The 23,852-nt window shown below is 59.5% G+C and carries 19 protein-coding genes; 10 read left to right on the top strand and 9 right to left on the bottom strand.

Translation table 11 applies throughout. The annotated features are described in order from the left end of the window. The first annotated feature begins 4 nt into the window (after window positions 1–4). From BR41_RS00975 to BR41_RS00965, 3 genes are all read left to right on the top strand, one after another. Complete coding sequence (locus tag BR41_RS00975; RefSeq protein ID WP_051709699.1) at window positions 5–1,591, top strand: right-handed parallel beta-helix repeat-containing protein; 1,587 nt, start codon at window positions 5–7, stop codon at window positions 1,589–1,591. A gap of 112 nt (window positions 1,592–1,703) precedes the next feature. Continuing rightward, window positions 1,704–2,171, top strand: coding sequence for a hotdog fold domain-containing protein (locus BR41_RS00970; protein WP_035051714.1), 468 nt, complete (start codon window positions 1,704–1,706; stop codon window positions 2,169–2,171). 87 nt (window positions 2,172–2,258) lie between these two features. After that, window positions 2,259–2,474, top strand: a complete 216-nt coding sequence (locus BR41_RS00965; protein WP_035051712.1) for a hypothetical protein — start codon at window positions 2,259–2,261, stop codon at window positions 2,472–2,474. Window positions 2,475–2,505: 31 nt separating this feature from the next. Here the strand turns inward: BR41_RS00965 and BR41_RS00960 are convergent, their stop codons facing one another. Next, the gene (locus BR41_RS00960; protein ID WP_035051710.1) at window positions 2,506–3,264 is read right to left on the bottom strand and encodes a hypothetical protein; all 759 of its coding nucleotides are present in this window, start codon (window positions 3,262–3,264) and stop codon (window positions 2,506–2,508) included. A gap of 283 nt (window positions 3,265–3,547) precedes the next feature. Here BR41_RS00960 and BR41_RS22525 point away from each other — a divergent pair, with 283 nt between their 5' ends. Next, window positions 3,548–4,252, top strand: a complete 705-nt coding sequence (locus BR41_RS22525) for a substrate-binding periplasmic protein (RefSeq protein ID WP_169741225.1) — start codon at window positions 3,548–3,550, stop codon at window positions 4,250–4,252. 90 nt (window positions 4,253–4,342) lie between these two features. On the opposite strand, the gene BR41_RS00950 is transcribed toward BR41_RS22525, so the two are convergent. The 4 genes from BR41_RS00950 to BR41_RS00935 all read right to left on the bottom strand — a co-directional run bounded on the left by BR41_RS00950 (window position 4,343) and on the right by BR41_RS00935 (window position 10,793). Then, a complete protein-coding gene (locus tag BR41_RS00950; RefSeq protein WP_084186744.1) occupies window positions 4,343–5,731 on the bottom strand; it encodes a c-type cytochrome in 1,389 nt (462 codons plus the stop codon). A gap of 13 nt (window positions 5,732–5,744) precedes the next feature. Further along, a complete protein-coding gene (locus tag BR41_RS00945) occupies window positions 5,745–7,523 on the bottom strand; it encodes a GMC family oxidoreductase (protein ID WP_035051708.1) in 1,779 nt (592 codons plus the stop codon). Between the two features lie 5 nt (window positions 7,524–7,528). Next, window positions 7,529–8,269: a gluconate 2-dehydrogenase subunit 3 family protein gene (locus tag BR41_RS00940; protein ID WP_035051706.1), complete on the bottom strand. Its 741-nt coding sequence runs from the start codon at window positions 8,267–8,269 to the stop codon at window positions 7,529–7,531. A gap of 541 nt (window positions 8,270–8,810) precedes the next feature. Next, complete coding sequence (locus BR41_RS00935) at window positions 8,811–10,793, bottom strand: SPFH domain-containing protein (protein WP_051709694.1); 1,983 nt, start codon at window positions 10,791–10,793, stop codon at window positions 8,811–8,813. Window positions 10,794–11,418: 625 nt separating this feature from the next. Between BR41_RS00935 and BR41_RS00930 the strand changes: the two genes are divergently transcribed. Together BR41_RS00930 and BR41_RS00925 are read left to right on the top strand one after the other, a co-directional pair. Further along, window positions 11,419–12,939 carry a DUF1800 domain-containing protein gene (locus tag BR41_RS00930; RefSeq protein ID WP_051709692.1) on the top strand — a complete coding sequence of 507 codons (1,521 nt, stop codon included), beginning with the start codon at window positions 11,419–11,421 and terminating at the stop codon, window positions 12,937–12,939. Further along, on the top strand, window positions 12,932–14,137 hold the full coding sequence (locus BR41_RS00925) for a DUF1501 domain-containing protein (RefSeq protein ID WP_035051703.1): 1,206 nt from the start codon (window positions 12,932–12,934) through the stop codon (window positions 14,135–14,137). Before BR41_RS00930 ends, BR41_RS00925 begins: the two co-directional genes overlap by 8 nt. Window positions 14,138–14,400: 263 nt before the next feature. On the opposite strand, the gene BR41_RS23905 is transcribed toward BR41_RS00925, so the two are convergent. Then, complete coding sequence (locus BR41_RS23905; RefSeq protein WP_156970495.1) at window positions 14,401–14,697, bottom strand: hypothetical protein; 297 nt, start codon at window positions 14,695–14,697, stop codon at window positions 14,401–14,403. A gap of 610 nt (window positions 14,698–15,307) precedes the next feature. Here BR41_RS23905 and BR41_RS24490 point away from each other — a divergent pair. Next, entirely contained in the window at window positions 15,308–16,903 is a 1,596-nt protein-coding gene (locus BR41_RS24490) for a glycoside hydrolase family 18 protein (protein WP_211251623.1), read from the top strand. Window positions 16,904–17,066: 163 nt separating this feature from the next. Here BR41_RS24490 and BR41_RS00915 read toward each other — a convergent pair whose 3' ends face one another. Next, window positions 17,067–17,363: a hypothetical protein gene (locus tag BR41_RS00915; RefSeq protein WP_156970494.1), complete on the bottom strand. Its 297-nt coding sequence runs from the start codon at window positions 17,361–17,363 to the stop codon at window positions 17,067–17,069. A 506-nt stretch (window positions 17,364–17,869) separates the two neighbouring features. Here BR41_RS00915 and BR41_RS00910 point away from each other — a divergent pair. Then, window positions 17,870–18,703, top strand: a complete 834-nt coding sequence (locus BR41_RS00910; protein ID WP_035051699.1) for a hypothetical protein — start codon at window positions 17,870–17,872, stop codon at window positions 18,701–18,703. A 181-nt stretch (window positions 18,704–18,884) separates the two neighbouring features. Here BR41_RS00910 and BR41_RS00905 read toward each other — a convergent pair whose 3' ends face one another. Further along, window positions 18,885–20,198: an anaerobic C4-dicarboxylate transporter family protein gene (locus BR41_RS00905; RefSeq protein WP_035051697.1), complete on the bottom strand. Its 1,314-nt coding sequence runs from the start codon at window positions 20,196–20,198 to the stop codon at window positions 18,885–18,887. Between the two features lie 208 nt (window positions 20,199–20,406). Between BR41_RS00905 and BR41_RS00900 the strand changes: the two genes are divergently transcribed. Together BR41_RS00900 and BR41_RS00895 are read left to right on the top strand one after the other, a co-directional pair. Continuing rightward, window positions 20,407–21,612, top strand: coding sequence for an MFS transporter (locus BR41_RS00900; RefSeq protein WP_035051695.1), 1,206 nt, complete (start codon window positions 20,407–20,409; stop codon window positions 21,610–21,612). Window positions 21,613–21,832: 220 nt separating this feature from the next. Next, window positions 21,833–23,452 carry an NAD(P)/FAD-dependent oxidoreductase gene (locus BR41_RS00895; RefSeq protein ID WP_035051693.1) on the top strand — a complete coding sequence of 540 codons (1,620 nt, stop codon included), beginning with the start codon at window positions 21,833–21,835 and terminating at the stop codon, window positions 23,450–23,452. An 83-nt stretch (window positions 23,453–23,535) separates the two neighbouring features. Here the strand turns inward: BR41_RS00895 and BR41_RS00890 are convergent, their stop codons facing one another. Further along, window positions 23,536–23,754 carry a hypothetical protein gene (locus tag BR41_RS00890; RefSeq protein ID WP_035051690.1) on the bottom strand — a complete coding sequence of 73 codons (219 nt, stop codon included), beginning with the start codon at window positions 23,752–23,754 and terminating at the stop codon, window positions 23,536–23,538. Window positions 23,755–23,852: the final 98 nt, after the last annotated feature.

Below are 23,852 nucleotides of genomic sequence, written 5' to 3'. Positions count from 1 at the left end.
GGCAATGTTGATCCTGGCCAGCTGCGGTGGGGGTGGCGGTCAAACCAGTGCCGATAACGCAACCCTCGCCTCTACCACTGTCGCGGCACAAACCAGTGCCGGCTCCGTCGGAAGTGGCACCAGCTTTGCGTATGGGGCCACCAATGTTTCCGACCCCGCCGCCGTGCCAACCGGCGCGGTGTATTACGTTGCCACCACCGGCAACGACACCGATACCGGCGCGGCAGACCATCCCTGGAAAACCATTCAGCACGCCGCCAACGTCGTTCAGGCTGGCGATACGGTTTATGTGCACGCCGGCGTTTATAACGAAACCGTGACCGTTCCGACTTCGGGCTCGGCCAGTGCCGGCTATATCACCTTCCGCAATGTGCCCGGCGAAGCAGTCGTCCTCGATGGCAGCGGGCTTGCCGTTTCGGGCGGGGTGCAGGGCTTGTTCTCGCTGGTCAGCCGCAGCTATGTGCGGGTGATCGGTTTCGAGCTGCGCAACTATTCGGCCAGCGGCAGCGATATCCCGGTCGGTATTTTCGTGAGCGGTGCCGGTAATCACATCGAACTGCGCAACAACCACGTCCACCACATCGCCACTACCACCACGCCCGGCAACGCCTACGGCATCGTCATCTACGGCAATCAGGCGCCAGCCGGGCTGACCAACGTGGTGATCGACGGCAATGAAGTCGACCATCTGACCACCGGTTCGAGCGAATCGCTGGCGCTGGATGGCAACGTGCAGTACTGGCAAGTGACCAACAACGTTGTGCACGACAACAACAACATCGGCATTGATGCAGCCGGCTACTTCGGCACCTCGCCCCAGACCGCTTATGACCAGGCGCGCAACGGGCTGATTGCTGGCAACACCGTCTACAACATCACGTCGATCAACAACCCGGCCTATGGCGGCAGCTATGGCGCGGATGGCATCTATATCGATGGCGGCACGCAGATCGTGATCGAGCGCAACCGGGTCTATCAGACCGACTTGGGCATCGAGCTGGCGAGCGAAAACTACGGCAAGACCACGCACCAGGTCATCGCCCGCAACAATCTTTCCTACTTCAATAACCTCACCGGCATCTCGCTCGGCGGGTATGCGAGCAGCGTCGGCGGGACAAGCTATGTGAGCGTGGTCGGCAATACGTTGTTCGGCAACGACACCCAGCGCACCGGCTCGGGCGAGTTGCAGATCCAGTACCACGCCACCTCCAACCTGATCGAAAACAACGTGCTGTATGCCAACAGCCAAGGTTTGCTGATCAACCACATCGATAGCACGCTGACGCCCGGCACCCTCGACTACAACCTCTATTACACGGCCACCGGCGCCAGCCAAAGCCAGTGGGTATGGAAAAACAGCAGCAAGACCGGCTTCACGGCCTACAAGAGTGCATCCGGCCGGGATGCGCATAGCCAGTTCGCCGACCCGCAGTTCGCCGACCTCGTCGCACCAGACCTGCACATCGCCGCCTTCTCCCCGGCCGTCAACGCCGGCAACAACCTCGGCTCGGTTCTGTTGGGTACGGTGGATTTTGCTGGCAATCCGCGCCTGTCCACATCGCTGGTCTCACAAGGGGCGTATCAGCCTTAGGCGCGTCGAGCGTTTTTATGATGTTTGATACGGCCGGATTGCTGAATACGCCGAATTGACGCTCGCCAACGTGCTTGCTTTGATGCGCTGACCACCAAGAGGAGAAAAAGCGATGAGCAGCGCCGTCAAATCAATCTGGAAGAAACTCGCCCCCAAACCTGCCGGCAAATGGCTGTTTTCCAAGCTGGTGTGCCTGAAAGCGCCTTACTTCGCCAGCATTCACCCGCGTTTTGTCGAGCTGCGCGCCGGCTATTGCGAATTGCGCATCAACAAACGCCGCGCCGTGCTCAATCACATCGGCACCGTGCACGCGATTGCCATGTGCAATATGGCGGAGCTGGCAGCCGGTACGATGGTTGATTTCACCCTGCCCAACTCACACCGATGGATTCCCAAGGGCATGCAGGTCGAGTATGTGAAGAAGGCCGAAACCAATTTGCGCGCCGTGGCGAAGCTGGAGCCAGTTCCGACCTTTGGCGCTGCTACCGATGTGCCCGTGCCGGTAGAAGTGCTCGATGCCGCCAATCAGGTGGTCTTTCGCGCCGTGGTGACGATGTGGGTATCGCCGAAGAAAGGCTGATTGGCTGGCAACATTCAATTTGTTCGCGATAGCCACGGTGGAGCAAGTCATTAGAATGGCTTGGTGAGCCACTTTCCCTAAAGCCCCATGGAACTCCCCAGCCCCGCCGTTCTATTCGCCGGCTTCCTGTTCAGCCTGATTGGCTTCATCGCGTTTCGCTACGGCAAGAAGCAGCAACAAATGAAGACGATGATCATCGGCATTGCGCTGATGGTCTATCCCTACTTCGTGCCAGAAACGTGGATGCTGTATCTGATTGGTGTGGCGTTATGTGCGGGCCTGTATGTGTTTCGCGGGGGCTGAGCGGCGACCACACCGCCCAAGCCCCGATCCATCAAGCACTCTTTCCGGTCGCCGCATACGCTACGGATAACCGCCGCAACAGCGATGCATTCAATTCGCGATTGTGGCGTGACCAGTGCTTGGTGGACTTCTCGATCTCGGCCTTCAACTGCGCCGCCACCTGCCACTCGCCAGAAGTCGCCGCCCAAATGGCATATTCCGCCCGTGCTTCAAAACTCCCGAACCGCTGTACGGCGGACTCGAATTCGGCTTTCGCTTCGGTATTGCGGCCAGCACCACTCAAGGCCCGGGCCAGCAGCAGCGTGATTTGCTCCGCGCGATATCCCGGCTCGTTTGTGCGGATGACTTGCAGGTACGAAATCGCCTGCTCATAGCGTTTGCATTCCACAAATGCCCGCGCCGCGCCAAAACGGATATCCGGATCCGAAGCGAACGGGCCTTTCAGGCAAGCTTCATAATTTGTGGCGGCGTCTTCGGCAAGGCCGGCATCCAGCATGGCAGCGGCAAGGCGCATCTGGTTTTGCGCGGTCGGGGTGTATTCGAACGCCGCACGTGCTTCACGCAATTCGCGGGTCGGGTCGAGCACCTTGGTCGCCGCTTTGACGACTTTCTTCGCACCATGCTCAAGGCGGGAGCTAGGCAGGTAAATGGCGAAGCCATAAACAATGCTGCCCAGCAGCGGGAACGAAAACAGAATCAGCAGCCAGTACATCTGCTGTCCGGTTCGAACCGCGTGAACAGCAAAGTACAAAGCAACGAGCAGATGCAGGCCAAGACCGATGAATGGCATGGTGTGTCCTTAAAAACAGATTTGATTTATTGATGCACGAGCGCGTGGTGCCAGCGCGTCGCTGAGCCGGCTGCCAGCTGAGCGCAATGCTCGTTCGCAAACTCAGACTCAGTCGAACGATGGTCAGCGGTACCCCGATAAGCGGCGAATTCTAGTCTATTGTTTCCTATGCGCGTCAAATTTCAGGATCAGTCGTTCATGAACTGCTGCCAAGTCCATACCAATGAATAAAACCCGATTCAAATGGATGATTTGCTTCTGCATCGGGCTGATATCGCCACCATTGACTGCATACGCGAATGATTACGTCGTCGCCGTCGAAGCGCTGGATTACATGCCGCTTTACGATGGCAGCAAATCCAATGCCTATCACGGCTTTGCCAGGGACTTATTGGATTTGTTTGGAAAACGCTACAAACACACATTCAAATATCAGCCACTACCGGTCAACCGGCTGTTTGCCGAGTTTTATATGGAAGGGAAATACGATTTCAAGTTCCCCGACAACCCGGCATGGCAAGATGCCACCAGGAAAAACAAAACCATCGTCTATAGCGACCCGGTCATCACGCTGACAGAAGGGCTTTTCATCCCGGAAAAGCGCGTCAAACCGGGGAAGCGAAACATCAAATACATCGCCACCATCGCCGGCTTCACGCCGACGCCCTACCTGCCATTGATCGAATCGGGCCAGTTGACGGTCTACACGACCAACAGTTTTTCCAGCTTGTTCCAGATGAGCATGGTCGAACGGGTGGATGGCATCTATACCAATGCATTTGCCGTCAAATATTTCCAGAAGCACCAACCCGCGTCGCAAGAACATTTAGTTCTCGACAAATCATCGCCTTATATAACGACCGTGTTTTCTTTGGCCACCACCAAACACCCCGAGGTCATTGCCCAATTCAATCGTTTTTTGCGGGATGAAAACGGTGAAATCGCCAAATTAAGATCTGCTTATGGCATTACCGCAGAGATGCAATGATTGGCGCATTTTGCACTAAGCCGAATTGACATGGAAAAGCCCCGGCATTACTGCACCGGGGCTTCTCCATTTACAGCATGCGAACCGGAATTACCGGGCAGCCACTGCCGGCGAACTCGCCTTCACCGCCTTGCGAACCTTGGCAACCTCCTTGGACGAGACTGCCGGGGCATTGTTGCCCCAACTGCCGCGAATGAACGTCACCACATCCGCCACTTGCTGATCGCTCAGACGCCAGTCGAACCCCGGCATGGCGAGCGGCGTCGGCGCTTTTTGCGTTGCGGGCATTGTGCTGCCTGTCAACACGATATGGATCAGTGAGGTCGGGTCTTGGGTATTGACCACGCTATTGCCGGCCAAGGGCGGGAAGGTGCGGGCTGCACCATTGCCGCTGGAGCGATGGCAGCCGCTGCAGTTATCCAGATATTCCGGCGCGCCACGGGCTGAGATATCCCCTGCCATCAACGCCTTGGCCGCCGGGCTGCTGGCTGCCGTGGCTGCCAGTGCGGCCACCGAATACGCCGGCCTGGATGCTGGCGTTTGCGATTTCAGGTACGCCGCCATCGCGCCCAGATCCTCGTCGGTCAGATGCTGCGTGCTGTGCGCCACCACATCCGCCATCGCGCCGAACACTGCCGTCCGCTCGGAACGGCCGGTTTTCAGGTAGTCGACGATTTCCGCCTCGCTCCAGCTGCGCAGGCTGCCCTGCTCGCCGACCAGCGCCGGCGCGAACCAGCCATCCAGCGCTGCGCCGCCCAGGAAATGCTTACCGTCCGTTTCCGAGTAGGACTTTTCCTGTGCGCCAATACCGCGTGGCGTGTGACACGAACCGCAATGCTCCAGCCCCTGCACCAGATACGCACCGCGATTCCAGCGGACGGATTTCGTGTCGTCCGGCCGGTAAACGCCAGACGGCAGGAACGCCGTATTCCACAGCGAAATCCCCCAGCGCTGGTTGAACGGGAAACCCAGCGCGGTCTGCGCCGGCTGCTCCGCCACCGGGGCCACGCCATGCATCATGTAGGCATACAACGCCGCCATATCGTCATCATTGATCTTGCTGAACGACGGATATGGCATGGCCGGATACAGGTTGTGCCCGTCCTTGGCCTTGCCCTCCCGCATGGCGCGTTTGAAATCCGCCAGCGTGTAATTGCCGATGCCAAAGGTCGGGTCTGGCGTGATGTTGGTCGAATAGATGGTGCCAAATGGCGAGCCCATGCCCAGCCCACCAGCCAGCGGTTTGCCGCCCGGCGCAGTATGGCAAGCGGCACAATCGCCCAGCTTCGCCACATATGCGCCCTTCTCGATCAAGGCTTGATCGATCTTGGCTGGCGTGCCGGCTGCCTTGGCTTTGGCCTCAGTCCCCAGCGCCTCGGTGAGCTGCGGCTTCATCACCTCGACCGATTCGACATTCAGCGCGACCACAGTCGCCGCCACCAGCACCAGACCGCTGGCGATCAATAATTGCTTTTTCATCGCGCGGTCCTCCTCAAACCAACGGCCCAGGGTTTTTCAGATAGCGCTCGCGGATCGCGTTTGCCGACCAATACGCCAACGCGCCGACCAGCCCGGTCGGGTTGTAGCCGATGTTCTGCGGGAAGGCGCTCGCGCCCATCACGAACACGTTGTGCACATCCCAGCTCTGCAGATACTTGTTGAGCACGCTGCTATCCGGCCGCTCGCCCATGATCGCACCGCCCACGGTATGGGTGGTCTGGTACGGGCGCACGTCGTAGTGGTCGCCGAGCTTTTTCACATTGATGCCGATCGACTCCGGCTTCATCGCCCGGGCGATATCGGCCGTCTTGCCGGTCACGTATTGGCTCATACGGATATCGTTGTCGTGCCAATCGAAGGTCATGCGCAGCAAGGGCTGGCCGTAGGCATCGCGGTAGGTCGGATCGAGGTCGAAATACGCATCGCGGTAGGACATCACCGAGCCGTGCGTGGCGATGTTCACCGTGTGGCCATAGTGTTTCTTGATCGCGTGCTTCCAGCCTGCGCCCCATGCAGGCGTACCGGGCGGCACGCTCATTTGCTGGATCGGCCGGCCGCCGCTCTGGTTCACCATCACATACGCGCCACCGATGAAACCGAGCGGGCCGTGGTCGAAGTGGTCGCCATTCAGATCGTCGATGATCTGCCCGCCGCCGCCTGCGCCAATGAACGGGTTGATCGGCACGTCTTCGTTAAAGAATGCCGATACGCCGCCCATCATCTGGTACGCGTAGTTCTTGCCGACCACGCCTTTGCCGGTGATCGGGTCATACGGCTTGCCGATGCCGGACAGCAGCAGCATGCGCACGTTGTGCATCTGGAAAGCGGAGAGAATGACCAGATCAGCCGGTTGCTCCACCGTGTTGCCCTGTGCATCGATATACGTCACGCCAGTGGCGCGTTTGCCATCACTCGCCAGATTGATCTTCATCACCTGCGATTGCGCCCGCAGCTCGAAATTCGGCCGCTTGAGCAGCACTGGCAGGATGGTCGTTTGCGGCGATGCCTTGGAATAGTTGTAACAACCGAAACGCTCGCAGAAGCCACAGAAATTGCATGGGCCCATCTGCACGCCGTAGGGATTGGTATACGGCTGTGAAGCATTGGCAGCAGGCATCGAGAACGGGTGATAGCCCAGCTCGGTCGCTGCCTTGGCGAATAGGCTCGCGCCATAGACATCCGCGAGCGGCGGCAGCGGGAATTCAGTGGAACGGAAGCCTTCCAGCGGATTGCCGCCACTGTTCAGCATGATCTCGCCGTTCAGATTGCCCGCCTTGCCCGAGACCCCGGCCACCCGCTCGAAGAAAGAAAAGTACGGCTCTAGTTCTTCATACGAGACACCGAAATCCTGGATCGTCATATTGGATGGAATGAAGGATTTGCCGTAGCGCTCGATCACGTGGCTGCGCAAACGCAGCTCTTCTGGCAATACGCGCCAGTGCGCGCCATTCCAGTGCACGCCCGCGCCGCCAACACCGTTGCCCGGCAGGAAGGAGCCAAGCTGGCGATATGGCACAGCGGTATCGCCAATTGCATGCCGCACGCTGACGGTCTCGGTCGCCAGATTCTGGAACAGCTTGTAGCGCATGCCGTAGGTGAGTTCGTCGGCAATGCGCGGGTAGGCGAAATCGGGATTGGTATCGCGGTTTTCGCCGCGTTCCAGCGCCACCACATCCAGCCCGGCATCGGTGAGTTCCATGCCCATGATCGCGCCAGTCCAGCCAAAGCCGATGATGACCGCATCCACGGGTTTCTTTTTGATATGTGCCATGTCGTTTACCCCGCCTGACCGCTGATGCTGACCGGGCCGAGCGGATACTGCTCGCCGTGCCGGCTCACCCAATCGATGAAATCGGCGCGTGCGCCGGGGAAGCCGATCATCTTCCAGCTCCCCATATTTTTGTTGCCGCCGTGAATCGGATCAGCCAGATAGCCTTCCTTGGTGTTTTGCAGCAGAAAAGCGAAGAAATCCGTTGCGCTGGTTGCATCGAATTGAATCTGGCCTTTTTCCAACCCGGTCAATACCTGCTCTTGCTGCGAATGGTTCAACTCGGTAAATATTTTTCCGCCGAATTGTTTTTTGCAGTAATCATCGGTAGCCGCAATACCGGCACGATAGACCTCACGCGGGGGTTGTTTGCCTTGATAGCCAAATAGCGGCGAGGCCGGCAGATACGGCCCTTGCATATACCAATTGGCGGCCAGACCAAAGGCGGCCAGCATTTGCCGATCGATGAATTCCGGCACGCCGGATTCCACTGCGCCGGGGCCGACGTCATCGGCAGGAATCAATCGATCACAGGCGGCGTTGATGAAGCGCCATTCGGGGTCGGTGAAAAACTGGGGGATGTACTTGCTAGCGGTGTTGCTTGATGTGGCGCCAGCGCTGCCGGAGATCACGCTTGCCTGGCCTTGTTCCGGTGGCCGTCCGCATGCCCCAAGGGCCACCAGCGGTACGACGCTGAGCGATGCCTTGAGGAAGCGACGGCGCGATGGCTCGTCGGATGAATGATCCAATTTGATTCTCCTTGTTCGGTGTTGTTGCTTGATCAATCGCGTACACAGCGCGGCCTGAAGTAGATACACCGAATTGGAGATCAGATTCCCACTCAAAATGGCATTGAAAAATCCGCACGAATTCCAAAGCACGAATCCAATCACGAGAAAAGATATCGTTTACGCCTTGCAACGCTGATTTTTAAAGATACGCACCCATGGTCAATCAGCATTAACTTAATGTTTTCGCCAAACGGCTTCACCATTTATCAATGAAATCTCAAATTCAGCCGATTGGAATCCGGGTGAAAAATACACAAAGCCGCCTTTTGGACTAATGCCGCTCACTTAAGGAAATCGTCCCCTCGCCCTCCCGTGCAAGGCTTTAGCCTTATTCAGGGACAGCGGGAAAGGGCTAGGGAGAGGGTGCTTGCAACGACATTGCTCGTGGCACAACCCTCACCCCCGGCCCCTCTCCCACAAGTGGGCGAGGGGAGTCGTTAAGCGAGTGGCATTAGCCCGAAGGCGGCTTTGTAGAACTGCAATCCAACAAGCTACTTCATCAAGAAATCGTCTCAACCCCCTTGGTCAACAACTCCGGCGCCGCGACCGAACCTTTCAGCGCATCACGCAACGACGAACCCATCAACGCCTGCAACAGCCCCAACGCATTGGCCTCCCCGCCCACATTCACCTGCGGCACGATCGGCAACTTGGCTTCCTGGATCGCCTTGGCAAAGGCCTGGCCGAGTTCCTGCGCCAAACGGTAATCCGGGCCACCGTAGGCATCGACTTGCAACTGGGCGGCTTCGGCGGTGGCCTTACCCACCTTGCCGACCCGGTTGGCGTCGGCTTCGGCCAGCAAGTTGATCTGGCGTGCATGCGCTTCGGCCTCGATGGTCACGCGGTCGGCGTCGCCCTTGGCCAGCGCACGGATTTCGTTGGCTTTCTGCTCGGCCTTCATCGCGGCGGCTTTACCCTCGTTCTGCGCGATCTCGATGGCAATGGATGACTGCGTCAGCGTGGTCTGCTGCTTGGCCTTGGCTTCCGCCTCGCGCAATTCGCGCTCGGTGTGGGCCGATTCCTGCTGGCGCTTGTAGGTATCGATCTGCTCCAGCGCGATCTGGCGCAGGCGCAACTGAGTCAGGATGTTTTCGATCTCGTTGTCGCCCGCCGTCGATTTCGGCGTGCCGATCAGCACCTCTTGCAGCTCCAGGTTGTAGAGGCCAAAGCGCTCCTTCATTTCGTTGGCAGCCAAGGTCTGGATATCACTGCGATGCTGCAGCAACTCGATCAGCGTCTTGGTCTGCGCAATGTTCTTGAAGTAGGCACTCACCATCGGATCAAGCGTCTGCTCTACCAGCTTCTGGATATCGCCAAAGCGCTGCACCACCATCGGCGCTTTCTTGTAGTCAATGTGCACCACCACCGACAGCGGCAGGTTCGGCTCGAACGCATCCTTGGTGATCAGAGAAACTTCCTTCAGGTTCTGGTCGAACTGACTGCCAGCGGTGGCCGCTTCCCATTTCAGGATGAAGTTGGTGGTCGGCACCTTGATGATGTGGCCGGCATAGGTGTTGAAGGCGTATTTGCCCGGCAGCAGCGGCTCGCTCCATACCCCGCGCTGCCCGGTGGCGACCAGCTCGCCATGCTGGTAATCCGCGCCGGACACATCCTGGCCCGGCGTGCCGTTGTACGACACCACCACGCCGACGAAGCCGACTTCGATCACCGTTTTTGGCACGCCTTCCACCGTCGCGAACAGGCGGTTCAGGTAGTAAGTCCCCTCCACCAGCACCTGCAATTGGCGACCGCGATAACCACCGGCGGCAAGGAAGCGTTCCGGTTCCTGAAAGTTGTTGTGATACAGCACGGCGCGGACATCGGTGCCGCCCACGGTCGGGGCAATGATCTGGCCATCCGGCAGCGACGGGCCGTCATGCACTGTCACCACCCCCATCAAATCGCGGGAGCCATTGATCACCACCGGTGTGAAGCCCTCGCGGCTGGCGATCAGCTCATGCATGGACTGGATCACCGCGTTGTCATGCTGGCCCAGGCCGTGCGCAAAAATCTTGTCCGGCGTGATGACGACGAATTGCGCCAGATTGATGGCATACACGCCCTCGCGCAGCACCTTGCGTTGCGGGCCTTTTTGGCCGCCGGCAGCGAGGAAGGCGCGCACATCTTCAAACTGGTTGGCGCGGCTGTTGTCGCCCAAGGTTTGCGATGTGCCCAGCACCAGGCCATCCCGCGCAAACACGTAACCAATCCGCCCTTGCGGAATCGTGACCAGATCGCCGAAGTGGATGGCGAACTGAAACGGCACCATGAAGTGAAACCCACCGCGCAGCACTTCAGGCTGAAAGCCCGCCTCGCCCTTGAGCGCAATCAGGCCGGACTGGATCGAACCGGCGGTGCTCCATAACTTTTCGCGGATGCCGATGCGGTTGTTCGGCACATAGACGATGGCACGGGAGATACGGATCAAAACCACAACCAAGACGGCCACAGCTGCAGAAATGGCCCAGGCATAACTCGACATGTGTTGTCTCCAACAGACGTCGCCTTCGGGCTACTGCGCGTCTCGAAATCAGCGGGCGATGCTTTGTGCGGGCTGCTTCTAATGCGTGCGGTGCTTGGATCAATCCGGTACACCCGTACCTTCTTTTTCCAGGGGCCCGGGTGTATCCCCGGGTCGCTCGCTTCGCCTCAAGGGCGACGTTTATCCGGCTCTTGCTGAGCCGTAACTGGGGTATAGGTTATGTTGCGATGCAACACAAATATTTTGTATTTGCCCATATGAAGCCGTGAATCACTGCGGGACAGCGGCGCACACCCACCGCCAGAACAAGCGCATTTCTGCTGCACCGCAACCAAGAACCCTGCCCCTGAAACTTCGTAGGGCGGATCACCCTGCAAAGGGTGTTCCGCCGGTTACCGTGTACGGCGGAAAGCCCTACGACTGGTTCGCATGCCACAACACGTAGCCCGGACGGCTTCGCCGGCCGGGGTGGCACCAGATACCGCAGCCCCCCGGCCGCAAAGCGTCCGGGCTACATGATGCACACCAAGACAATCCGTTACCCATCAACAACATGCCGTTGTCCTCGCAAGCGCCCGGTGGATCATTATTCAGTTGCCGCCCCCAACCTTGACCGGAGGACGCCATGCCCCATCGGCTGCGTTACCGCACTGCCACCTGCGCCCTGCTCCTGCTTTCCTGCATGACCTATGCCGCAGAGAAACAACCCGATCTACACTGGCTCAATCGTCTGTCGTTCGGCGTGACCAGCGACCTCGTCGCCCGCGACAAACAACTGGGTGACCGGGCCTTTCTGGATGAGCAGCTGCGCGCCAAGGGCGACATGCCCATCGACATTCAGGCGCGCATCGAAGCCCTGCCCATCACCCAGAAAACCATCCCCGAATTCGTCGCCCAAGACGAAGACATGAAGCGGCAGGTCAACGCCGCCACGACGGAAGAAGACAAGAAGCAACTCAGCAAAGCGGAAGGCGATTTCACCAATCAGGCCATGCAAGACGCGATGCGCCGCCACCTGTGGCGAGCCATCTACTCCCCGAACCAGCTGCAGGAAAAGCTCACCTGGTTCTGGATGAATCACTTCAGCGTCTACGCTTACAAAGCCAATCTGCGGCTGACCATTCCCGATTACGAAGAAAAAGCCGTGCGCCCGTATGCGCTCGGTCACTTCCGCGATCTGGTGCTCGCCACCCTCAAGCACCCGGCGATGCTGGCTTACCTCGACAACACGCAAAACGCAGCCGGCCACATCAACGAGAACTACGCCCGCGAGCTGATGGAGCTGCATACCCTCGGCGTCGGCAGCGGCTATACGCAACAAGATGTGCAGGAACTGGCGCGCATCCTCACCGGCGTGGGCGTGAACTACAACAACCCGACGGTGAAGGTGAAAGCCGAGCTGCAGCAATACGTGATCCGCAATGGCGCGTTCGAATTCAACCCGCAGCGGCATGATTTCGGCGACAAACAACTGCTCGGCGCCACCATCAAGGGCAGCGGTTTTGCCGAAGTCGAACAAGCAGTCGACCTGATCTGCAAACAGCCCGCCACCGCCCGCTTTGTCAGCCGCAAGCTCGCCACCTACTTCCTCGGCGACAACCCGCCCGATGCACTGGTCGAGAAGATGGCGAAGACCTTCCAGCGCAGCGATGGCGACATCGCCGCCGTGGTGCGCACGCTATTCGAATCGCCCGCCAGCCACAGCCCCACGCCCAATCTGCGCGATCCGTTCCGCTACACCGTCGCCGCCATGCGGCTCGCCTACGACGGCAAACCGGTGAGCAATCTGCGGCCGGTGTTCAACTGGCTGAATCAGCTGGGCGAGCCGCTCTACGGCCGCCTGAGCCCGGATGGCTACGGCCTGACCTCGGCAGCGTGGAACGGCTCCGGCCAACTGGTGAAACGCTTTGAAATCGCCCGCGCCATCGGCAGCAACAACGCCGGCCTGTTCGACCCGGATGGCAGCACCCCGATGGGCATGAATGGCGTGGGCATCATCGGCTTCCCGCTGATCCAGCGCCCGATTTACTACAGCCTGCTGGAACCCACCCTGAGCCCCGCCACGCGGGAAACGCTCGACCGCGCCAACAGCGCGCAGGAGTGGAATCTCTTGTATCTGGCCTCACCGGAGATGATGAATGACTGATCTATCCCGCCGCCGTTTCCTGCAATCCGCCGCGCTCGGCGCCGGTACGCTGGCCATGTCGTGGTCATCGCAGCTCTGGGCCGTGCCCGCCGAGGTGCCCCGCGTGCTGGTCGTCTTCCTGCGCGGTGGTTACGACGCCGCCAACCTGCTGGTGCCCTACACCAGCGACGACTACTACCGCCTGCGCCCCAGCATCGCCATTGCCCGGCCGGACGCCGCCAACGTCAACGCGGCCTTGCCGCTGGATAGCGACTGGGCCTTGCACCCGGCGCTGAAGGATTCGCTCTACCCGTTCTGGCAACGCGGCGAGCTGGCCTTCGTGCCTTTCGCCGGCACCAACGACCTCACCCGCAGCCACTTCGAAACCCAGGACCGCATCGAGCTGGGCCTGCCGGACGATGCCGGCCAGGCGGATCGCAGCGGCTTCATCGGCCGGCTGGTGCAAGTGCTCGGCGGCCCGCCCGCCATCACCTTCACCGGCAACCTGCCGACCATCGCCACGGGCGGCGCAGCAATCCCCAATCTGTCGCTGCGGGACGTGAGCAAGGCCCCGTTCGACGAGCGTCAGTCGCAATTGCTGGTCAGCCTCTATCGCGGCCAGACGCTGGAAGAGCGCGTGCAGGAAGGGCTGCAGATGCGCCAAGGTGTCGCCAAGATGTTCGCCGACGAAATGCAGGCGGCCAATCGCGGCGCGGTCTCGGCCAATGGCTTCGAGCAAGAGGCGCGGCGCATGGGCAAGCTGATGCGCGAGCAATACAAGATCGGCTTTGTCGATGTCGGCGGCTGGGATACCCATATCTATGAAGGCGGCGCGACCGGCCAGCTCGCCAATGCGCTCGGCAATCTCGGCCGTGGCTTGAATGCCTTTGCGCAGGAAATGCAGCCGGTGTGGAAGAACACCGTCGTCATCGTCGTCTCCGAATTCGGCCGCACCTTCCGCGAGAACGGCAACAAAGGCACCGACCACGGCCACGGCAGCGTGTATTGGGCGCTGGGCGGTGCGGTGCGTGGCGGCAGGGTGCTGGGCGAGCAGATGCGCGTGTCGGAGGCGACCTTGTTCCAGAACCGCGATTTCCCGGTGCTCAATGAATATCGCGGCCTGTTCGGCAGCGTGTTCCAGCGGTATTACGGCTTGAATGGCAGCCAGTTGGACAAGGTGTTTCCGGGGGCCAGACCGGGGTCGATTGCGTTGTTGTAGTCCGGCGCGGTACGCGTAAAAAAGCCAGCACCCATCCAAGTGCTGGCTTTTTGCTATCCGTGAGCTTGTTCAAAGTCTTTTTGTGGCAACGGGTCACGCTGCCATCCCCCCTTTTTGAAGGGGGGCTAGGGGGGATTTCTGCGCCATCTCAACATCTACCGACGTCGAAATCCCCCTCAATCCCCCTTCGAAAAGGGGGAGGTAAAACCCTGCAGCGCTTCAAGTTGGCAGTTTGCGAGACTTTGAACAGGCTCTAAAACCCATTACTTCTTGTCCCGCTCCCTGAATTCCTTCAAATCCTTCGCAGACCCGCGGGCGAAGTCAATCGCCGCCCGCCGCTCTGATGCAACCGCAATCCCCGACTGCGCAAGTTGATACGCAGCGGATGCCGGTTCGACCAAGGCGGCCACGATCTGGAACAGCCGGCCTAATTCGGCCACGCTATCCATGCCATATTGGGCGATCTCGTCGTAAGTGTGGCCGGTTCGCGTCGGTGAAGCGCGGGCGAAACGAGGGATAGGACGTGGGGGTGGTGCTGGGGTGCCTTGCGGATTAGACATAGCGTCTCCTGTACAGGTTATGGCTCACCATTCCAACGCCAATCGGAGGTGGCAAGCACTGGGCAGGGTTGGCGTGCCGGCGTACAGGGAACCGGTGCATCCGAAGATGCCCCCACCCAGGCTCGCCATTGAAGACGCACCACGGGTGTTGCAGACATGAAAATGCCGCTGGGCAGCGGCTGTCTGCCTGTACTTAATCCAGGACGCCAATCCTGATTGCGCGACCGCGCAACGAGACGAAGTATTCCGCAGCCGCTTCGACCCGGTCAAGGCCGCAAGCTCGGCGTGTTAGCTCGTAGCCCGGACGGCTTGCCGGCCGGGGTAGCAATGCGGGCAAGTTGCATCCGGCATGGATGCGCTGCACCAACCCCGGCCGGCAAGCCGTCCGGGCTACGGGTCTGCGCAAGCGATAGCTGTGATTCAAGCGCTGCAATCGCGAGCAAGCTCGCCCAGGTTGGGCGGAGACATCGCGATATGCACTTCCATCCTTCCGTCGGTTTTCTGAGCGCATGAATTGTTAAGCGAATCTTCTTTTCCTAGGATTGAAAGCGCTTTCAAAAAGCGAACGACACATCTTCGTGTTGAACAAACAGAACTACTGGAGGAAGTAATGAAAAGAATGATCAGGAACTTAACGATTCTCCTCTTGAGCGGCGGTTCGCTGCTGACCGCCTCGGCAGCGCTGAGCGCGACCACCGGCGATTGGAGTTACTGCGCCGCGGAAAACGGAAATTGCATTTTCACCGGCACGCAGACCGTCCGCTATGGCGCGGGGACGACCTTCGTCACGCAAACGCTGGCATGGGGCGCATCCTGCAACAACGCGGCCTTTGGTGATCCGGTGCCGGGTGTCGCCAAGCATTGCGAGGTCAGCAATAGCTGGAATTCATGCGCCAGCGAAAACGGGACTTGCAGTTTTTCGGATACCGAAACGGTCCGATATGGCGCAGGCACCACTTACAACGCGAACGTCGTCACCGGTGGCGAAGGCTGTAACAACTCCGTGTTCGGCGACCCCGATCCGGGTATTGCCAAGCATTGCGATGCCGCGCCAACCACCTGGACCCAGTGCAGTGCCGAGAACGGACAATGCAGTTTTTCGGGCACGCAGATCGTCTTGTATGGCGCCAACGGCAGCTATACCACCAAGAGCCTGACCGACGGCGCAGCCTGCAATAACGGCACCTTTGGCGACCCCAGCCCGGGCAACGCCAAACACTGCTATGTGCCCGGCCTGCCCGTCCAGTCGTCCGGCTCCCAACCAACACCAACGCCGACACCGAGTGGTTTGCTGTTCAGTCCGTACAAGGATGTCACGATCAATCTGAACTGGAACACGAACGTGATCACTACGAACGTGACCGGAACCACGCAATCGGCGGTGTCCGCCATGCCTGGCAACGACAGCACGCTGACCTGGGCATTTGCAACGGGCAGCTGCGGTAGCGAGAACTGGGGTGGCCTCTTGGGCGCATCCATTGCCGCGGCAAACGTCAATGCCTGGGTACAGGCCGGCAAGAAGTACATCATCTCGACGGGCGGCGCGGCCGGTTCGTTCACTTGTACCAGTGACGCGAATTTTGCGACCTTCATCAACACCTACAACTCAGCCAACCTCGTCGGTATCGATTTCGATATCGAAGCGGGTCAGAGCCAAGCCGATATCAACAACCTGGTGCAACGCGTGATTGTGGCGCAGCAGAATCATCCGAACCTGCGCTTCAGCTTTACCGTCGCAACGCTGGGCGGCAACGTCAGCCCGAGCCTCGGGACTTTTGGGGTCGAGGTGATGAACGCGATCCAGACCTATGGCCTGAAGAATTACTACATCAACCTGATGGCGATGGATTACGGCAGCCCTGGCGGTGGTAACTGCATCACGGACAGCAGCGGCCAATGCCAGATGGGCTCGTCGGCGAATCAGGCGGTCATCGATCTGCACAATCAGTACGGCGTCCCTTATAGCCAGATCGAAGTGACACCGATGATCGGTGGCAACGATTCGGCAGGCGAGACGTTCACCTTGGCCGATGTGGCGACGGTGTCGAATTTTGCCAAACAGAACGGACTGGCCGGCGTCCACATCTGGTCGCTCGATCGCGACAACGATTGCGCACCCGGCTCTGCGTCACCGACCTGCAATTCCTATGGTCAGGCAGGCCGGCTGGGCTTTACCAAGGCGTTCTTGTCGGATCTTGGCTTCTAACGGATTCGGCGTCAGCAAAACGACTCCCCTCGCCCACTTGTGGGAGAGGGGCCGGGGGAGAGGGTCATGCAACATGCAGCTTCCTTTGCAAGCTCGCTCCTACGAATATCAACCACCCACGAAAAAGCCCGCCGAAGCGGGCTTTTTCTTCAACTGGCGCACATCACTGCATGTCATCCAGCTGCGGTGCAGGCTGCGCAGGCACGATATCGGTCGTGGCCTTGGGTTGCTGCATATCGTCGACTTGCTTGGCTGCGTTGAAACGGGTCGACGTATCCAACGCCGCCCCACCCTTCCTGGCTTGGTGCGTATCGAACGGGGTAATCAGATAGGGCAGCCCGAAATTACCCGCGCCACCCGCGGCACTACCCGATGCACCATTTGGACTACCAGCGGCATACACCGCGCTCGCGCCTATGGCGAGGCCCGTTGCCAACAATACGGAGAGGATCTTGTTCATGGTGAATTCCTGATGAGTGATAGGTTGAACAACAAACATCCGCTTTGCAGTTTCCGCCTCAAACAGGGCCTGCTCTGTCGTCCAATCACCAACATTCATGCAGGACAAACACCGATCCTGCACTGCTCATTCACCGGGTATGCAACGCCATGCAAAAACCCGCCGAAGCGGGCTTTCAACGTTGAGTATCCCCAGGCTCGAAGGGCGAACGGCGGGTTCGTGTCGCCGAATGTTTCGCTTGAACTAACTGCTCCCACCGCAAACCACAGCCGGCAAGCCTATAGGCTTATGCTTCAAATTCTTACAAACAAATAAATAAATTTATCAACAAAATACACAAATTTAATTTCATTTTTAGAAAGTAACGGCGTATACCATTCCGAGGTGCTCATCCCCTCAGATCCCCGAGGCCGTGCACCACTCGCAGCGGACGGCGCCACGCTGCACGTGCCATCACGACACACAACCCGACGGCACGTTCCGCGCCAACTTCAGGAGATCGAATCATGAAGCAAACCATGCTAAAAGCCGCAAGCAGCCTGCTGATTCTGGGTGGGGGGTTGATGTGCGCGCAATTCGCTGCGGCGACGGATACCGATATCGTCTCGGCCGACGTCAAGACCTGCAATATCAAAGGCAGCGTGACGATCACCATCGCTGGGGTGAATTATCTGGATGACCTGGGTTGCGCCAATCCGACCGATGAACCGGCACCGGGCGAGAATAAAAACTCAGCCGTCAATACCACTACGGTTGGCGTAACGGCCCTTAGCAATGTCGCGGGGGTAACCGCGCCGTTTGGCGATGCCAAGTACGACAACAGCGTGGCAAACAAAACAATCCTGACTGGCACGGCAGGCGAATCAGGCCTGAGCTTGGTACAAGGGTTGGTGCAAAGCACGGATGTTGCCGGCCAGGTCACATGCACGGCGGTCAGCGGCTCCTCGACGCTCAATTGCACTGCTGCAACCACCCTTGGCACGACTACCGTCAACGGATCGCCAATCTCGATTCCTGCGCAACCGATTCCGTTGAATTACACCATTGCCTTAACTGGCTTGAACGTGGGCATCAATCTGGCCGGCATCCCGGTTACGGTTCCCGTATCAGGAAGCCTGATCCTTAACGAGCTCGTCGTCACCGGCCTCAACACGCACAATGTCACCATCGCCCATAATCCGGTTCATCTCATCTTAAGCGGCAGCGCGAATGCACTTGGCAGCGGGCTGGTTGGCGTGAGCATTAATGTGATCGATGCAACTGCGACCAAGGCTGAATTTGCTTTATTCCTTGCAACGATCGTTGGGGAGTCAGTTGGCCTTCAATTCAAACCCGAATGAGAATGCACCCGGAATCCCAACAATATTAACTGCCCAAACCAATAGTCTTAATTGTCCAAACCAATACCGGGATGCGTTTCTTCCTTTCTATTCAATTAGAAATTGAGCGCAGCGACGATACCTGGTTGAGGTATTACAAAAGGCCACGTACCCGCGTGGCCTTTTTCCTGATCGCAAATCCCTACATCAACACCTTCACCAGCAAAAACCCGCTCGCCACGCTAAAGAACGAACTCGCCAGCCCCGGCAGCATGAAGCTGTGGTTCAACAGCCATTTACCAATGCGCGTGGTGCCGGTCTGGTCGAAGTTGATCGCGGCAATCACCGTCGGGTAATTGGGGATGAAGAAGTAGCCGTTCACGCTGGGGAACATGGCGATCAGCGCCGGCACCGGCAGGCCGAGCGCAATGCCCAGCGGCATCAGGGCGCGGATGGTGGCGGCTTGGGAATACAGCAAGATGGACATGGCAAACAGCGCCAGCGCGAACAGCCACGGTGCAGTGGTGATGGCGGATTGAATGTTATTGGCAAAGAAGGCCATATTGCTCTGGATGAAGGTATCGCCCATCCACGCAATGCCGAAGATGCCGATCACCGCCGCCGCACCGGCACGGAACACGCTGCCCTTCACCACTTGCTCCGGGTTGACCCGGCTCAGCAGCAGGATCAGTGCGGAGGCGCTCAGCATCACGATCTTGATGGCCGGGGCCATGTCCAGTTGCTCGATCTTGCCGTCGACCAGCCATGTGGGGCGCAGCGATGGGAACGAGCCGAGCAGCACCACCGAAAACGCCGCTGCCAGAAACAGCCATACCGAATACTTGGCGCTCTTGGGCAGGTCAGGACGGGCCGCGCCGGAGCGCACTTGCACCTCGCCATTGGCCAGTTTCTGCTGGTAAATCGCATCCTGATCGAGTTCGACGCCGAGCCGGCAAGCGACCAGTGCACCGGCCAGCGTGCCGATCAGGGTGGCGGGAATCGCGATCATCAGAATCTGGCCCAGATGGATGCCGCTGGGCGACAGCAGCGCCAGCAAGGCCACCGTGGCGGCGGAAATCGGGCTGGCGGTGATGCCGGCTTGCGAGGCGATCACGCTGATCGATAACGGCCGCTCTGGCCGCACGCCGGATTCGCGGGCGACTTCGGCGATCACCGGCAGTACCGAATAGGCCACGTGGCCGGTGCCGGCAAACAAGGTGAAGGTGTAGGTGATCAGCGGCGCGAACCAGGTGATCCGCTTGGGATGGCGGCGCAGCAGTTTTTCCGCCACGCGCACCAGATAATCCATGCCGCCGGCGGCCTGCAGACACCCGGCGGCGGTGATGACGGCGACGATCATCAGCATCACGTCGATGGGAGCCGATGCGGGGCGCAGGCCAAAGACGAAGGTCAGCACCGCCAGCCCCAGGCCGCCCATCACGCCGAGCCCGATCCCCCCCAAACGTGCGCCGATCAAGATCGCCGCAAGAACAACTGCAAATTCGAGCCAGAGCATTTGGGGTGCCTCCGAAAGCGTGATTGATGCCGTTATCATGCGACGCGCAGTTAATCCATTGTCATGAAGCAATGCAGCGAAAAATGGTAAATCTGACGTTGACAGCAGTAGTCACCCGATCTTGTTTACGCTAATAGTCACAACAATGTTACATACCAGAAAGAATGCTCCGGTACACTACTGAGTTACCCTGCCCCGAGCGCTTGCTATGTCTCTCTCCCCGGAAAAAGAAAAGTCACTGCTGATTGTGCTGATGCTGGTGATGTTCACCACCATCGTCGACTTCATGATCCTGATGCCACTGTCGCCGTTCCTGATGGCGGAAATGCACGTCACCCCCGCTACGTTCGGCATTCTGGTGTCGGCGTACTCATTGACGGCGGGGGTGTCGTCGCTGCTGGCGACATCGCTGGCCGACCGCTTCGATCGCCGCCATGCCTTGCTGGCTTGCTATGCAGGCCTGATCGTCGCCACGCTCGCCTGCGCGGCGGCCAGCAGTTTTTACACGCTGTTGCTGGGGCGCTGCATTGCCGGCTTGTTTGGCGGCGTGCTGGGGTCGATCTGCTTTGCCATCGTCGGGGATGTGGTACCCAACGAGCGGCGTGGTCAGGCCATGAGCTGGGTGATGCTGGGCTTCTCGCTATCGGCCGTGTTCGGCGTGCCGGCGGGCCTCTTGATTGCCAGCCACACCAACTGGCGCTGGCCGTTTGGCGTGCTGGCGGCATCATGTGCGCTGATCTGGCTGGTGGGGTGGCGCTTGGTGCCGGCCGTGCGCGGCCATCTGGTGGATCAAGCCAAGCGACCGCCCGTCAGCATGTTCACCAGCTACCGCGAATTGCTGGCCGTGCCAAACCACTGGTGGGCTTGCCTGATCACGGCCTGCCTGATGCTGTCCGGTTTCACCATCATTCCGTATATCTCGCCATCGCTGGTGGCCAACGTCGGCATCTCGCCGCACGACCTGATGTATGTCTATCTGGCGGGTGGCGCGGTGACGCTGCTGACCCGGCCGTGGATCGGCGGCATGACGGACAAGCATCCGCGCGCGCATGTGTTGGCATGGCTGGTGTTGGCCAGCTTCGTGCCGATCATGCTGGTGTCGTTGACCTTGCCGTTCCCGTTGCTCGGGCAACTGGTGATTTCATCGCTGTTCTTCATCTTCGTGAGTGGCCGCTTCATCCCCGCGACGGCGCTGGTCACGAGCGCCACCGAATCGCGCATGCGCGGCCGGCTGATGGCGTTCAATTCAGCGATCCAGAATTTTGCCGGCGGTGCCGCTGCGCTGATAGCGGGGCTGATCCTGTCGCAAGACGCCAGCGGCAAGCTGCTCAACTTCGGCTGGGTGGGCGTGCTGAGCTGCGTGTTCGGCGTGCTGGCGATCTGGGTGGCCAGACAGGTGCGGACGGTGTCTTGATGCATTCAACGCGGACGATTCCACGATTTTCTGTAGGAGTGAGCTGGCTCGCGATGACCCTATATCAACCGTCGCTATCGCGAGCAAGCTCGCTCCCACAAAAACCTCGTACATTGATTTTGGGGTGATTCGGGGAACGCATTTACAATACGGGCATTGAACCCACGCCAAAGTCGCCTTAACCGGCGACTTTGCATTTCTGTATCGGATTGGAACACCCATGTTGCGAATCACCGAACTGCGCCTGCCGCTCGATCACACTCCGGAAGAACTCACCGCCGCCATCTTGCAAAAGCTGCGCATTCCGGCCGCCGACCTGCTGGGCTGTACGGTATTCAAGCGCAGTTACGATGCCCGCAAGGGCAAACCGATGCTGCTGATCTACACGCTCGATCTGGACGTGAAAAACGAAGCCGGCCTGCTGAAAAAATTCGCCGACGACCGCAATGTGATGCCCACGCCGGATACCGGCTACCACTTCGTCGGCCAGGCTCCGGCCAACCTGCCGCACCGCCCCATCGTCATCGGCTTCGGCCCGTGCGGCATCTTCGCCGCGCTGATCCTGGCGCAAATGGGCTTCCGCCCGATCGTGCTGGAGCGCGGCAAGGAAGTGCGCGAGCGCACCAAAGACACTTGGGGCCTGTGGCGCAAGAACATCCTCAACCCGGAATCGAACGTGCAATTCGGCGAAGGCGGCGCGGGTACGTTCTCGGATGGCAAGCTCTACAGCCAGATCAAAGACCCCAAGCACCTCGGCCGCAAAGTGCTGACCGAATTCGTGAAGGCCGGCGCGCCGGAAGAAATCCTCTACGTGAGCAAGCCGCACATCGGCACCTTCCGCTTGGTGGGCATGGTGGAAACCATGCGCGCCGAGATCGAATCGCTGGGCGGCGAAATCCGCTTTCAGCAACGCGTGACGGACTTGCTGCTGGAAGACGGCTCAGACGGCCACAAGCAAGTACGCGGCGTGAAGCTCGCCAGTGGTGAAGCACTGCGCAGCGATCACGTGGTATTGGCGCTGGGCCATAGCGCCCGCGATACCTTCGAGATGCTGCACGAGCGCGGCGTGTTTCTGGAGGCCAAACCGTTCTCGATCGGTTTCCGCGTCGAGCACCCGCAATCACTGATCGACCGGGCGCGGCTCGGCAAATATGCCGGCCACCCGCTGCTGGGCGCCGCCGATTACAAGCTGGTGCACCACGCCGCCAATGGCCGCTCGGTGTACAGCTTCTGCATGTGCCCGGGCGGCACGGTGGTCGCCGCGACATCCGAAGAAAACCGCGTCGTCACCAACGGCATGAGCCAGTACTCGCGGAATGAGCGCAACGCCAACGCCGGCATCGTGGTCGGCATCACGCCGGCCGATTACCCCGGTGGCCCGCTGGCCGGCATCGCTTTCCAGCGTGCGCTGGAATCGAAGGCGTTCGAACTGGGCGGCGGCACTTATGAAGCGCCGGGCCAGCTGGTTGGCGATTTCGTGGCCGGCAAACCCTCGACCCAACTCGGCTCGGTCGAACCGTCGTACAAACCGGGCGTGAAGCTCGGCAGTCTGGCCCCCAGCCTGCCGGAATACGCCATCACCGCCATGCGCGAAGCCTTCCCGGCCTTCGATCGCCAGATCAAGGGCTTTGCGATGCACGATGCGGTGCTCACCGGTGTGGAAACGCGAACCTCATCGCCATTGCGTATTACACGTGGCGAAGATTGCCAAAGCTTGAACGTGCGCGGGCTGTTCCCGGCGGGTGAAGGTGCGGGTTACGCAGGCGGGATTCTTTCGGCGGGCGTGGATGGCATCAAGGTGGCGGAAGCGCTGGCACAGCAGGTGTTGGGGACGAGTTGATCAGCCCCGCTCAAACGGCATAAAACAAAACCCCGCGTTTGCAAGCGGGGTTTTTAGTGATGCCGGAGCGTGACCGACCCCGGCTACTTCTTATCCGGATTCTCCGGCGCTTTTTGCGTGACGGGCGAAGAGGCCATCGGCTTGTGCATCTTGTGCATCTTGGCCTTTTTCATGTGTGTTTTCGCCGGTGGCGCATCCGGATTTGGTGCCTTATCGCCGCCACCCATCGCGTTATCACCCATCGCAAAGAGCGATGTCGCAGCAAATACGGTTGCGACCGCTACAGATACAACTTTAAGCATGGTGTTTCTCCTGGAATCCGCGCTTCCATGAGCGTGTAGCTGCAGTATGGGAGTGGGTTTTCAAGGTGCGGCGCACGTAACGTTGCAGTATGTAACCG

The organism is Andreprevotia chitinilytica DSM 18519 (assembly GCF_000711875.1).
In the GTDB taxonomy this organism is placed as follows: Bacteria; Pseudomonadota; Gammaproteobacteria; order Burkholderiales; family Chitinibacteraceae; genus Andreprevotia; species Andreprevotia chitinilytica.
The sequence above is the reverse complement of the archived record's forward strand: the minus strand, read 5'-3'. Positions and strand labels throughout refer to the sequence as shown.